Below are 12435 nucleotides of genomic sequence, written 5' to 3' on the forward strand. Positions count from 1 at the left end.
GCACCGGATCACGGGAGCGGGGTTGCGCCGCGAAGCAGGACTTCAGCGGCCCCCCGTGAAGGCACCCCCCCGCGCATCCAGTGGTCAAGGAGACGATGATGGCGGCAGCAGCGCGATTCACGGTGGTGGGCGGCGGTCTCGCCGGGCTGATGACGACGATCAAGCTGGCGGAGGCGGGTCACCAGGTGGACGTGCTCTCGCTCGTCCCGGTCAAACGCTCGCACTCCGTCTGTGCCCAGGGCGGCATCAACGGCGCGGTGAACACGAAGGGTGAGGGTGACCACCCGGACATCCACGTGAAGGACACGCTGCGCGGCGGCGACTTCCTCGCGGAGCAGACGTCCGTGAAGGGCATGTGCTACGCGGCGCCCGGCATCATCTACCTGCTGGACCGCATGGGCGTGACGTTCAACCGCACGCCGGAAGGCCTGCTGGACTTCCGCCGCTTCGGCGGCACCCTGCACAACCGCACCGCGTTCGCGGGCGCCACCACCGGCCAGCAGCTGCTCTACGCGCTGGACGAGCAGGTCCGCCGTTACGAGGCCGAGGGCAAGGTCACCAAGTACGAGTACTGGGAGTGGCTGGGCACGGTGAAGGACGAGTCCGGCCGCTGCATCGGCAGCGTGGCCATGGACCTGCGCACCATGGAGATCCGCACCTTCCCGGCGGAGGCGGTGTGCCTGGCCACGGGCGGTCCCGGCATCGTCTTCGGGCGCTCCACCAACTCCATCATCAACACCGGCACCGCCGCGGGCCGCGCGTACATGGAAGGCGCGCTGTACGCCAACGGCGAGTTCATCCAGGTGCACCCCACCTCCATCCCGGGCGAGGACAAGCTGCGCCTGATGAGCGAGTCCGTGCGCGGCGAGGGCGGCCGCGTCTGGGTGCCCAAGAAGAAGGGCGACACGCGCAACCCCCGGGAGATCCCGGAGAGCGAGCGCTGGTACTTCCTGGAAGAGAAGTACCCCAAGTACAAGAACCTGGTGCCGCGCGACGTGGCGACCCGGGAAATCTTCATGGTCTGCCGCGACCTGGGCATGGGCCTGGGCGGGCGCGACGGCGTGTACCTGGACGTGACGCACATCCCGGCCAAGACGCTCGACGCGAAGATCAAGGGCGTGATGGAGATCTACGAGAAGTTCGTCGGAGACGATCCGCGCCACACGCCCATGGTCATCTTCCCGGGCATGCACTACTCGATGGGCGGCCTGCACGTCTCCTTCGAGTCCGACCCGCGCACGCACACCCCGGTGGACGGCAGCCCGGTGAACCAGAGCACGCGCATCCCGGGCCTGTACGCGGCCGGCGAGGCGGACTCCGCGTTCCACGGCGCGAACCGCCTGGGTGCCAACTCGCTCCTGTCCTGCATCTACTCCGGCATGATCGGCGGCCCGGCGATGGTGGCCTTCGCCAAGAACCAGACGACCAGCGCCGCGGCGATGCCGGAGAAGCACTTCGCGGACGCGAAGAAGTACTGGCAGGACCGCTTCGCCACCATCAAGCAGATGAACGGCGCGGAGAACCCGTATCAGCTCGCCAAGGAGCTGGGCGACGTGATGACGGAGAACTGCACCGTGGTGCGCTACAACGACCGCCTGAAGAAGACGGTGGAGCGCATCCGCGACCTGAAGGACCGCTGGAACCGCGTCAACGTGCTGGACACGGGCGTCGTCGCCAACCGCGCGCTGTCGTACACCAACCAGCTGTGGAACATGCTGGAGCTGGGCGAAGTGATTGCCACCAGCGCGCTCCTTCGCGACGAGAGCCGCGGCGCCCACTACAAGCCGGACTTCTCCCTGCCGGAGCCCAAGACGAAGGATCCGCGCGAGGATCCGTCCTGGATGGACCAGTGGCGCACGCGCCACGAGAAGTGGGCGAAGACGACCATCGCCACCTACGCCTCCCAGGGGCCGCAGATCTCCTACCAGGACCTGCCCACGCCCGTGCTGGATCCCGAGCCGCGCTGGTACGCGTAAGGCGTTCGTTTCTTTCCGGGCCCGCGCGCGCTTTGCGGCGCGGGTTTCCGCCACCTGATTTGGCAGTGAAGGGAAGGGCAGCCTCACCATGGACACCGCACAGGCCAGCGCCGTCAGCTCGAAGACCATCTCCTTCCGCATCTGGCGGCAGGATGATCCGAACAAGCCGGGTCACTTCGAAGAGTTCAAGGTCCCCTATACGAAGGGCGCCAACGTCATCTCCTGCCTGATGGAGATCCAGCGCAACCCCGTCACCACGGAGGGCAAGAAGGTGGCCCCCGTGGTGTGGGACTCCGCGTGCCTCGAAGAGGTGTGTGGCAGCTGCGCGATGAACATCAACGGCCGGGTGCGCATGGCGTGCTCCGCCCTGGTGGACAAGCTCCAGCAGCCCATCACCCTGGAGCCGATGAAGAAGTTCCCGGTGGTGCGCGACCTCACCGTGGACCGCGACCGCATGTTCGAGTCGCTCAAGCGCGTGAAGGGCTGGGTCCCCGTCGACGGCACGTACAACCTGGGCCCCGGCCCGCGCCAGTCGCAGAAGGACCAGTCCGTGATGTACGTGCTGTCCACGTGCATCACCTGCGGCAGCTGCCTGGAGGCGTGCCCCCAGGTGACGCTGGACAACGACTTCATCGGCGCCGCGCCCATCAGCCAGGCCCGCCTGTTCAACATGCACCCCACGGGCAAGCTGAACGCGGAGGAGCGCACGCGCGCCCTCATGGGCCCCGGCGGCATCCAGGACTGCGGCAAGGCGCAGAACTGCGTGAAGGTCTGCCCGAAGGAGATCCCCCTCACCACCTCCATCGCGGTGATGAACCGCGAGGTGAGCAAGCTGATGATCAAGGACATCTTCTTCAAGGAAGAGGAGCAGAAGGCGTCCAGCGGTCCGGGGTAGTCCTTCCCAACGCGCCGTCCTGGCGTCCTCACGGCCCCGTGCCTGCGTCCCGTTCAAGCGGGGCGCCGGGCGGGGCCGTGGCCGTTTGGATGAAGACCGCCTCATCCGCCCGGACACCGGGTGTTATCCCTGAGGGGCGGAGCCTGTGTCCCGCCGCGACGCTGGAGGCCAAACGGCCTTGCCATCCGTCGTTTTCTGCGCAATGAGGGCCCGCGTTGACGCCCCGTGTAGGGGCTGTCCTCGTCTCCCCTCGTCCCACCCGGAGATTCGATGAAGATCCACGAGTACCAGGGCAAGGAACTCTTCCGGAAGTATGGCGTGCCCACGCCGAGCGGCATCCTCGCGCTCTCTCCCGACGAGGCCGAGGCCGCGGCGAAGAAGCTCGCCACGCCTGTCGTCGTCGTGAAGGCGCAGATCCACGCGGGCGGCCGCGGCAAGGGCGGCGGCGTGAAGCTGGCCAAGAGCCCCGCGGAGGCCAAGGAGCTCACCCGGCAGATGCTGGGCATGCAGCTGAAGACCATCCAGACCGGCCCGGAAGGGCAGAAGGTCCACAAGGTCTACATCGAGCAGGGCCTGGATATCGGCAAGGAGCTGTACCTGGGCGTGACGCTCGACCGCGCCACCAGCCGCATCACCTTCATGGCGTCCACCGAGGGCGGCGTGGAGATTGAAGAAGTGGCGGAGAAGCACCCGGAGAAGATCCTCCGCGCCGTCGTGGATCCCGCGATCGGCTTCGCGGACTTCCAGGGCCGCGAGCTGGCCTTCGGGCTGGGCCTGACGGGCCCCACGGTGAACAAGTTCGTCCAGTTCTGCTCGGCGCTCTACCAGATGTACGTGGGGACGGACGCGTCGCTCGTGGAGGTCAACCCGCTGGTCATCCTGAAGGATGGCGGCGTGGTGGCGCTCGACGCGAAGGTGAACTTCGACGAGAACGCGCTCTACCGGCACAAGGAGCTGCTGGAGTACCGCGACCTGGCGGAGGAGGAGCCCCGCGAGACGCAGGCCAAGGAGTTCGACCTGGCCTACATCGCGCTGGACGGCAACATCGGCTGCATGGTGAACGGCGCGGGTCTGGCCATGGCCACCATGGACACCATCAAGCTGGTGGGCGGCGCTCCGGCCAACTTCCTGGACGTGGGCGGCGGCGCGAGCAAGGAGAAGGTGACGGCGGCCTTCAAGCTCATCCTCGCGGATCCGCAGGTCAAGGCGGTGCTCGTCAACATCTTCGGCGGCATCATGAAGTGCGACGTCATCGCGGAAGGCATCATCGCGGCGGCGAAGGAAGTGCAGCTGAAGATCCCGCTCGTCGTGCGCCTGGAAGGCACCAACGTGGAGCAGGGCAAGGAGCTGCTCCGCAACTCCGGGCTGGCCATCACTCCCGCGGACAACCTTCGCCAGGCGGCCGAGAAGGCCGTGGCGGCCATCAAGTAGGGCCTTCGCCCCCTCTTTCCTGAAAGAACGCCATGAGCATCCTCGTCAACGAGAACACGAAGGTCCTCGTCCAGGGCATCACCGGCTCGGCGGGCTCGTTCCACGCCAAGCAGATGCTGGAGTACGGTACGAAGATTGTGGGCGGTGTCACGCCGGGCAAGGGCGGCACCTCCTTCGAGGGCAAGGTTCCCGTGTTCAACACGGTCGCCGACGCGGTGAAGCAGGCGGGCGCGAACACGTCCGTCATCTTCGTGCCGCCGCCCTTCGCCGCTGACTCCATCATGGAGGCCGCGGACGCGGGCATCTCCCTCATCATCACCATCACCGAGGGCATCCCGGTCAACGACATGGTGCGCGCCAAGCGCTACCTGCAGGGCAAGCCGGGCGTGCGTCTCATCGGCCCGAACTGCCCGGGCGTCATCACCCCCGGCGCCAAGTGCAAGATCGGCATCATGCCGGGCCACATCCACAAGCCGGGCCGCATCGGCGTGGTGTCCCGCTCCGGCACGCTGACCTACGAGGCCGTGCACCAGCTCACGCAGCTGGGGCTGGGCCAGTCCACCGCGGTGGGCATTGGCGGCGACCCCGTCAACGGCACCAACTTCGTGGACGTGCTGAAGCTCTTCCAGGCCGACCCGGAGACGGACGCCGTCATCATGATCGGTGAGATCGGCGGCAGCGCGGAGGAAGAGGGCGCCGAGTACGTCGCGCGCGAGTTCACCAAGCCCATCGCCGGCTTCATCGCCGGTCAGTCCGCGCCCCCGGGCAAGCGCATGGGCCACGCGGGCGCCATCATCTCCGGCGGCAAGGGCACGGCCACGGAGAAAATCAAGGCGATGGAGGCCGCGGGCATCCTGATGGCCGCGAGCCCCGCCGAGCTGGGCACCACGCTGCAGGAGGCCGTCAAGCGCGGCCCCCCCAAGAAGAACCGCTAAGTCTTCCACGCGAACCCAAACACGAGGAGCCAAACCATGGCCATCGAGCGCACGCTGTCCATCATCAAGCCGGACGGGCTGAAGAACCACCACATCGGGGAGATCATCTCCCGCTTCGAGAAGGCGGGCCTGACGCCCGTCGCCATCCGTCTGCAGCAGCTGTCGCAGAAGGAAGCGGAAGGCTTCTACGCCGTCCACAGCGCCCGGGGTTTCTTCAAGGACCTGGTCTCGTTCATGACCTCCGGACCGGTGGTCGTGATGGCGCTCGAGGGTGAGAACGCCGTCCTGAAGAACCGCGACCTCATGGGCGCCACGGATCCGAAGAAGGCCGACAAGGGCACCATCCGCGCGGACTTCGCCCAGAGCATCGACGCGAACACGGTCCACGGCTCGGACAGCCTGGAGAACGCGAAGAACGAGATCGCGTACTTCTTCCGCGAGACGGAAATCCAGAAGTACTGAGCAGCGTCCAGCTTGCTGACAGCGGCCCGGTGTCCACGCCCCACGCGGCGCGGACCCGGGCCGTCGTCTTTTCCCGAGCGCCGTATCCGGTTGCCCTCCAGGACGGTCCTTGCTACCGATAATGAAAATCACAATCGGCAAGGAAGAGCGCATGAGCGGCGATTCGGAGCGCGTGGCCCGGCGGGGGCCGTTCCCGGTGAAGTTGCGGTTGCTGGAGGTCCTGCGCGTGACGCGGCTGTCGCCGCACATGGTGCGCGTGACGCTGGGCGGTCCGGAGCTGGAGGGCTTCTCGTCCCCGGGGGCGGATGACCACGTGAAGTGCTTCTTCGCGGAGCCCGGCGTGAAGAAGCCGGACATGCCGGTGGTGGGGCCCAACGGCCTGTCCATGCCAGAGGGGCTCAAGAAGCCCGCCTCGCGCGACTACACGCCGCGCCGCTTCGACCCGAAGGCCGGGGAGCTGGACATCGACTTCGTGCTGCACGGTGAGGGCCCCGCGTCGCTGTGGGCCCAGCACACGAAGCCCGGTGACTTCATGGGCATTGGCGGCCCGCGCAGCACGCACGACGTGGCGGACGACTTCGACTGGTATCTGCTCGCCGGGGACCAGAGCGCCCTGCCGGCCATTGCCCGCCGCCTGGAGGAGCTGCCCGCGGGCAAGCGCGCGTTCGCCTTCATCGAGGTCTCGGACGCGGCGGAGGAGCAGCGCATCGTCAGCAAGGCGGACGTGAAGGTCACCTGGCTGCACCGGGGCGGCGCGGAGGCCGGTACGACGAAGCACCTGGAGGACGCGCTGCGCGCCTGGACGCAGCCCTCCGGGGACGGGTTCGTGTTCGTGGCAGGCGAGTCCACGTCGCTCAAGCCCATCCGGGAACACCTGGTGAACGAGCGCGGTCTGAACAAGAGCTGGATGCGGGTGACGGGCTACTGGAAGCGCGGCGTCGCCGAGCATCACGACTCCAAGGGTTAGGCAGGGGAGGGGGCAGGCTCTCCTTTGACTTGCCGTGCCTTCTTGTGGGAAGCACGCCTCATTTCCCTCCGTTAGCCCCGACTGAACGATGTCCGAGCCTACCGCCACAGCCCTCCCAGTCACCGAGCCCCTGCCGGTGCCGGCCCCCGCGAAGCTGACCGACGTGGCCAGCCTGTCGCGCGAGAAGCTCGCGCTGTTCCTGAGCGAGCAGCTGGGCGAGCGCCCGTTCCGCGCGGCGCAGCTCTACCGCTGGCTGCACCAGCGTGGCGCCACGTCGTTCGACGAGATGACGGACCTGTCCAAGACGCTGCGCGAGAAACTCAAGGTCAAGGCGGAGATCGTCCCGCTGGAGAAGGACCTGGAGCAGCGCAGCATCGACGGCACCATCAAGTACCGCTTCAAGACGCGCGACGGTCGCTTCATCGAGTCCGTCTACATGCCGGCGGAGGACCGCAAGACGCTCTGCGTGTCCACGCAGGTGGGCTGCGCGATGGCCTGCTCGTTCTGCATGACGGGCACGCTGGGGCTCAAGCGCAACCTCACGGCCGGGGAGATCGTCGCCCAGGTGCACGCGGTGAACCGCGAGGTGCGCCGCAACGAGAACCTGGAGACGCTCCGCCCGCTCACGAACCTGGTGTTCATGGGCATGGGCGAGCCGCTCCACAACTTCGAGAACCTCAAGACGGCGCTCGCCATCCTCCAGTCGGAGGAGGGGCCCAACTTCAGCCACCGGCACATCACCGTCTCCACCGTGGGCCTGGTGCCCATGATTGAGCGCTTCGGCCAGGAGACGGACGTCAAGCTGGCCATCTCGCTCAACGCCAGCACGGACGAGCAGCGCAGCCAGACGATGCCGGTGAACCGCAAGTGGAACATCGCGGCGCTCCTGGACGCCTGCCGCAAGTTCCCGCTGCGCCAGGGCCGGCGCATCACCTTCGAATACGTGCTGCTCAAGGGATTCAACGACAGCGACGCGGACGCGCACCGGCTCAAGGAGCTGTTGCGCGACATTCCCGCGAAGGTGAACCTCATTCCCTACAACGAGAACCCCGGCCTGGGGTTCCAGACCACGGGTGAGGAGCGGGCGGAGGAGTTCCGCGCCATCCTTGCCGAAGCGCATGTCGCGGCCTACATCCGAAGGAACCGGGGCCGGGACATCGCGGGGGCCTGTGGCCAGCTCGCCAACCGGGGCGAGGCGGCCGCCGAAGCCCCGACATGACATAAGCACCCGAGCTTCCTTGACAATCCAGTCGGCAGGGCGCTAAGAGCGCCCCCCTCCGCCTGTTACCGTAGAAGTCACACGTTTTCGCTGGAGCGTTCCATGGCCGTTGTCCTCCGTCTTGCCCGCGCGGGCGCCAAGAAGATGCCGTACTACCACGTGGTTGCCACCGACTCGCGCAGCCCGCGCGACGGCAAGTTCCTGGAGCAGGTCGGTTCCTACGACCCCAACCACAGCCCCGCGAAGGTGCAGTTCAACGAGGAGCGGCTGAACTACTGGCTGAAGAGCGGCGCGCTGCCCTCCGAGACGGTCGCGGACCTGATCAAGACGGCGAAGAAGCAGGCCCCGGCGACCACCGCCTGAGCACGCCCCCGTCTGGACAAGACGTGGAGCCGCTGCTCACGTATCTGGCGAAGGCCCTGGTTGATCAACCCGACCAGGTCGCCCTGCGCATCTCCGAGGCGGATGGCGGCCGGCTCTATGAGCTGAAGGTCGCCCCCGAGGACGTCGGCAAGGTCATCGGCCGTGATGGGCGCACAGTGAACGCCCTCCGGACGCTGCTCAACGCCGCCGCCCAGAAGCAGGGCCAGAAGGTCCGCCTGGAGATTCTCGACGATCGGCGCATCCCGGGTTCTCCCCCGGCGCCGCCTGCTCCGGACGCCGCGCGGTGAGCGCGCAGGCGACCCTGGAGCTGGGCTACGTGGCCCGTGCGCACGGGCTGCGTGGCGAGGTGGCGGTCCGCGCCTTCGACCCTGCCTCGGAGACGCTCGGCACCGTCGACCGCGTCCGCCTGCGCCTGCGCTCCGGTGAGGAGCGCGAGTACGCCGTGGAGTCCTTCCGCCCGGCGAACAAGGAAGACCTCCTGTACTTCGAGGGCGTGGAGTCCCGCACGGCCGCCGAGGCGCTGGTGGGCGCGAAGGTGCTCGTCTACCGCGAGGACCTGGAGCCGCCCGATGAGGGCGAGTTCTTCCAGGGCGACCTCGTGGGCCTCGTCGCCGTGGACGAGCAGGGCGCGTCCCTGGGCACGGTGGAAGAGGTCTGGGCCACCGGTGAAGTCCCCAACCTGGTGATCCGCGCGAAGGGCCGGCCGGAGCTGGTGGTGCCCTTCGCGGATGAGTTCGTGCCGACGGTGGACCTGCCCGCGGGTCGCATCGTCATCCGGCCCCCGGAGTACCTGGATGCAGACGGGCCGGAAGGCCCTGCTGGAGGCTCTGGCGACGGAGACGGCGGGTGAGCTACCCCGTGGAGTTTCTCACGCTGTTCCCCGGGATGGTGTCCGGCTACCTGGGCGCGAGCATCCTCGGGAAGGCCCAGGAGAAGGGGCTGATCTCCGTCACGCTCACCGACGTGCGCGACTTCGCCGAGGGCAAGCACCGCGTCACCGACGACGCGCCCTACGGCGGCGGCGCCGGCATGGTGATGAAGCCCGAACCCCTGGTGGCCGCCATCGAGGCCGCGCGCGCCCGCCTGCCCGGCGCGAAGGTGCTGCTGATGAGCCCCCGGGGGCCCACGTTCACCCAGGTCACGGCGCGTGAGCTGGCGCGGCACGAGGCCGGGCTGATCCTGGTCTGCGGCCGCTACGAAGGTGTGGACGAGCGGGTGATGCCCTTCCTGGACGGCGAGCTGTCCCTGGGCGACTTCGTCCTCACGGGCGGGGAAGTGGCCGCGATGGCGGTGGTGGACGCCGTGGCGCGGCTGGTGCCGGGCGTCCTGGGCAACGAGGCGTCCTCCGTGGCGGAGAGCTTCGAAGAGGGGCTCCTGGAGCACCCGCACTACACCCGGCCGCCCGTCTTCCGTGGCGCCGAGGTGCCGGCCGTCCTCCAGTCCGGCGATCACGCGCGCATTGCCCGCTGGCGCCGGTGGAAGGCCATCAAGCTCACGCAGGAGCGGCGGCCGGACCTGTTCGCGCGGCTGGAGTTCAGCAAAGCGGATCAGAAACTGCTCGCCAGGGAAGAAGAAGCGTTGTAACCCTGCGCGTTCTCGCGGAACCTTTTGTTGCAGGCTTGTTCGTCCCGGCGGTCTCTGCTAGGACGGCCCGCTCTTTTCCACGCGTCCTACGCGTCAAGTTCCGCTTTCTGGAGTCCGTCATGCGCCGCAGCCTCATCGAGCACGTCGAAAACAAGTTCCTGCGCAAGGACATCACCGCGTTCCGCACGGGTGATTCCGTTCGCGTCCACTGGAAGGTCAAGGAAGGCGAGAAGGAGCGCGTGCAGGCCTTCGAGGGCGTGGTCATCCGCAAGACCAAGGGCACGAACCGCGCGACCTTTACCGTGCGCAAGATGTCCTTCGGCGTCGGCGTGGAGCGCATCTTCCCCATCCACAGCCCTCGCTACGAGAAGATCGAAGTCCTCACCCGCGGTGACGTGAACCGCAAGCGCCTGTTCTACCTCCGCGAGCTGAAGGGCAAGGCCTCGCGCGTGGACGTGCAGGTGGATCCTGAGAAGGCCGCCGCCAAGGCCGCCCGCGCCGCCGCCGCTCAGGGCTAGTAGGTCTTCAGAAACCCTCTCGCGGCCTTCGCGGCCGCGTGCGAGAAGGAGCGTCCATCACTGGACGCTCCTTTTTTCGTTCGGGCTAGACTGCGCGCGCCATGCACTTCGTCGAGGTCGCCATCCAGAACGTCCGCGGGTTCTCTCCCGCCGGGCGTTTCCCGTTGAAGACCGGGTACCTCATCCTCAAGCCGCCCACCGCGGACGTCCTGCCGCTGGGGAGCCTCGCGCTGTCGCTGCTGTTCGCGGATGGCCGCGGCGGGGACTCGAGCCTCGTGGGTTCGGCCGGGCGCTCCGGCAAGGCCGCGCTGACGTTCGTGGGACAGGACGGGATGACGTACCGGGTGCTGCGCGAGCTGGGCGGTTCCGGCTCGCTGCACCGGCTCAACCCCGCCACGGCCCAGCCGGAGCTGGTCTCCACGGACGTCTCGGAGATCAACCAGTACCTGCGCGGCCAGGCGGGCCTGCCTCCGCGCACCACCTTCGAACAGGTGTACTGCCTCCAACTGGTGATGCTGCCCTCGCGCCGGCCCCGCAAGAGCGCGCCCAAGGCCGCCGCGGCGGCGGGAGCGAAGGCCTCCGGGGCCACGCCGTCGCTGGCGGCCGCCACCCAGGTGCAGCCGGCGGAGGACGTCCCGGCCGCCGAGGCGAAGGTGAAGGTGCTGGAGAAGGAGCTCGTCACCGCGAAGGCGGTGGATCAGCTCCAGTTCAAGGTGGACGAGCTGTCGTCGCTCATCTTCGAGGCGGACTCGAAGCTCAAGGGCGGCGAGGGTCTCAAGGAAGCGATCGTGCAAGCAGAGGCCGCCTGGCGCGCGGCGCCCTCGCCGGAGTCGCTGGGCCTGCCGATGGACATCCTCTCGCGCGTGAAGCGCTACCCGAAGGCGGTGGCGCGGCGTGACGAGGCGCTGGCGCGGCTGGAGACGGACCGTGATCCGGAGCTGGAGGACACGTCGCTGAAGGTGCCGCCGCTCACGAAGAACCGCTACTTCTGGGGCGGCCTGGGCGCGGGCGTGCTCTTCATGGGCCTGAGCGTGGGCCTGGGCATCGTCGCGGCGCAGCCCATGTGGCGCTACCTGGCGTTGATCAACATCCCCGCGTTCGGCACGGCCGCGCTGATGGCGCTGCGCTACGTGGAGGACCTGCAGCAGGCCACGCGCAAGGGCTCCAAGGACAACCGCAAGGACGCGCGGCAGAAGAAGATCCTCGACGAGTTCGAGCTCGAGGACGCTCCGGTGCGCATGGCCGTCAAGGCCCTGAACCTGGAGACCTACGAGGAGATCCCCGGCGCGCTGGAACAGAAGGACCTGCTCGGCATCCGGCTGGGAGAGCTGCAGACCCAGTTGGAGGAGTTCGAGGCCTCCGCCGAGTACCAGGGCGCCATCCGCGAGGGGCAGGAGATGCGCGCGCAGCAGGAGGAGCTCAACGCGGAGCTGTCCGCCAAGGGCACCTACGTGCGCGACCTGCGCGAGGTAGAGCGGGAGCTGTCCCGGCTGAAGGAGTCCATCGCGCTGGCGAAGGCGCCCCCGGTGCAGGTGGCCGCGGCTCCCGGCCAGGCTCCGGTGCCGGTGGATCCGCTGGAGGATCCGTCCCCGCTGGTGCTGTCGCAGGCCGCGGACGTGCTCACATCCGACATGCTGTCGGTGCAGGCGCTCTTGAAGGACCGCTGCGTGCAGTACCTCACCGCGCTCACGGACCGGCGCTACCAGGGCGTGGAGTGGGACCGGGACGGCAACGCCTTCCTGCTCGGGCCCAACAGCCGCATCCCGGTGGGGGAGCTGTCCCCGAAGGACATCGACCTCTACTACCTGGCGTTGCGCATGACGGTGGTGGAGAAGACGTGCGCCCGGGTGAAGCGCCCCTTCATCCTGGACGACGTGCTGACGGGCATGGACGAGGCGAAGCTGCCCCTCGTCGCCCGCATGCTCAAGCACCTGGGCACGCTCACGCAGGTCCTGCACGTCACCGGACACCCCGGCTTCGGCCAGATGTCGGACGGCACCGTTAGCGTCTAGCCGCCGCCGGAAGTGCGTGGGGCGGCTAGACGCTAACGGTGCCGTCCGACAT

At 68.1% G+C, this 12435-nt stretch carries 13 protein-coding genes; all 13 read left to right on the top strand.

Annotated features, from left to right (window positions below; translation table 11 throughout):
- Window positions 1–98 precede the first annotated feature (98 nt).
- The 13 genes from sdhA to D7X32_RS08090 all read left to right on the top strand — a co-directional run bounded on the left by sdhA (window position 99) and on the right by D7X32_RS08090 (window position 12383).
- Window positions 99–1976: a succinate dehydrogenase flavoprotein subunit gene (gene sdhA / locus D7X32_RS08030; protein WP_120601932.1), complete on the top strand. Its 1878-nt coding sequence runs from the start codon at window positions 99–101 to the stop codon at window positions 1974–1976.
- A gap of 88 nt (window positions 1977–2064) precedes the next feature.
- Window positions 2065–2871 carry a succinate dehydrogenase iron-sulfur subunit gene (sdhB, locus tag D7X32_RS08035; RefSeq protein WP_120601912.1) on the top strand — a complete coding sequence of 269 codons (807 nt, stop codon included), beginning with the start codon at window positions 2065–2067 and terminating at the stop codon, window positions 2869–2871.
- A 270-nt stretch (window positions 2872–3141) separates the two neighbouring features.
- Window positions 3142–4302, top strand: coding sequence for an ADP-forming succinate--CoA ligase subunit beta (gene sucC, locus D7X32_RS08040; RefSeq protein WP_120601913.1), 1161 nt, complete (start codon window positions 3142–3144; stop codon window positions 4300–4302).
- 32 nt (window positions 4303–4334) lie between these two features.
- Window positions 4335–5237, top strand: a complete 903-nt coding sequence (gene sucD / locus D7X32_RS08045; RefSeq protein WP_120601914.1) for a succinate--CoA ligase subunit alpha — start codon at window positions 4335–4337, stop codon at window positions 5235–5237.
- Between the two features lie 36 nt (window positions 5238–5273).
- Window positions 5274–5699, top strand: a complete 426-nt coding sequence (gene ndk / locus D7X32_RS08050; protein WP_120601915.1) for a nucleoside-diphosphate kinase — start codon at window positions 5274–5276, stop codon at window positions 5697–5699.
- Between the two features lie 151 nt (window positions 5700–5850).
- The gene (locus D7X32_RS08055) at window positions 5851–6666 is read left to right on the top strand and encodes a siderophore-interacting protein (protein ID WP_120601916.1); all 816 of its coding nucleotides are present in this window, start codon (window positions 5851–5853) and stop codon (window positions 6664–6666) included.
- An 88-nt stretch (window positions 6667–6754) separates the two neighbouring features.
- Entirely contained in the window at window positions 6755–7885 is a 1131-nt protein-coding gene (rlmN, locus tag D7X32_RS08060; protein WP_120601917.1) for a dual-specificity RNA methyltransferase RlmN, read from the top strand.
- 102 nt (window positions 7886–7987) lie between these two features.
- Complete coding sequence (rpsP, locus tag D7X32_RS08065; protein ID WP_014397299.1) at window positions 7988–8248, top strand: 30S ribosomal protein S16; 261 nt, start codon at window positions 7988–7990, stop codon at window positions 8246–8248.
- Window positions 8249–8271: 23 nt separating this feature from the next.
- Complete coding sequence (locus tag D7X32_RS08070; protein ID WP_120601918.1) at window positions 8272–8556, top strand: KH domain-containing protein; 285 nt, start codon at window positions 8272–8274, stop codon at window positions 8554–8556.
- Window positions 8553–9119, top strand: a complete 567-nt coding sequence (gene rimM / locus D7X32_RS08075) for a ribosome maturation factor RimM (protein WP_120601919.1) — start codon at window positions 8553–8555, stop codon at window positions 9117–9119. The genes D7X32_RS08070 and rimM overlap by 4 nt, the downstream gene beginning before the upstream one ends.
- Entirely contained in the window at window positions 9116–9853 is a 738-nt protein-coding gene (gene trmD, locus D7X32_RS08080; RefSeq protein ID WP_120601920.1) for a tRNA (guanosine(37)-N1)-methyltransferase TrmD, read from the top strand. The genes rimM and trmD overlap by 4 nt, the downstream gene beginning before the upstream one ends.
- A 119-nt stretch (window positions 9854–9972) precedes the next feature.
- Window positions 9973–10371, top strand: coding sequence for a 50S ribosomal protein L19 (gene rplS, locus D7X32_RS08085; RefSeq protein ID WP_120601921.1), 399 nt, complete (start codon window positions 9973–9975; stop codon window positions 10369–10371).
- Between the two features lie 101 nt (window positions 10372–10472).
- Window positions 10473–12383: an ATP-binding protein gene (locus D7X32_RS08090; RefSeq protein ID WP_120601922.1), complete on the top strand. Its 1911-nt coding sequence runs from the start codon at window positions 10473–10475 to the stop codon at window positions 12381–12383.
- The last annotated feature ends 52 nt before the right edge of the window (window positions 12384–12435 follow it).

This window comes from Corallococcus carmarthensis (assembly GCF_003611695.1).
Classification (GTDB): domain Bacteria; phylum Myxococcota; class Myxococcia; order Myxococcales; family Myxococcaceae; genus Corallococcus; species Corallococcus carmarthensis.

Coding starts and splice junctions, on each gene's coding strand:
- sdhA (WP_120601932.1), top strand. CDS start 99: ATGGCGGCAGCAGCGCGATTCACGGTGGTGGGCGGCGGTCTCGCCGGG.
- sdhB (WP_120601912.1), top strand. CDS start 2,065: ATGGACACCGCACAGGCCAGCGCCGTCAGCTCGAAGACCATCTCCTTC.
- sucC (WP_120601913.1), top strand. CDS start 3,142: ATGAAGATCCACGAGTACCAGGGCAAGGAACTCTTCCGGAAGTATGGC.
- sucD (WP_120601914.1), top strand. CDS start 4,335: ATGAGCATCCTCGTCAACGAGAACACGAAGGTCCTCGTCCAGGGCATC.
- ndk (WP_120601915.1), top strand. CDS start 5,274: ATGGCCATCGAGCGCACGCTGTCCATCATCAAGCCGGACGGGCTGAAG.
- D7X32_RS08055 (WP_120601916.1), top strand. CDS start 5,851: ATGAGCGGCGATTCGGAGCGCGTGGCCCGGCGGGGGCCGTTCCCGGTG.
- rlmN (WP_120601917.1), top strand. CDS start 6,755: ATGTCCGAGCCTACCGCCACAGCCCTCCCAGTCACCGAGCCCCTGCCG.
- rpsP (WP_014397299.1), top strand. CDS start 7,988: ATGGCCGTTGTCCTCCGTCTTGCCCGCGCGGGCGCCAAGAAGATGCCG.
- rplS (WP_120601921.1), top strand. CDS start 9,973: ATGCGCCGCAGCCTCATCGAGCACGTCGAAAACAAGTTCCTGCGCAAG.
- D7X32_RS08090 (WP_120601922.1), top strand. CDS start 10,473: ATGCACTTCGTCGAGGTCGCCATCCAGAACGTCCGCGGGTTCTCTCCC.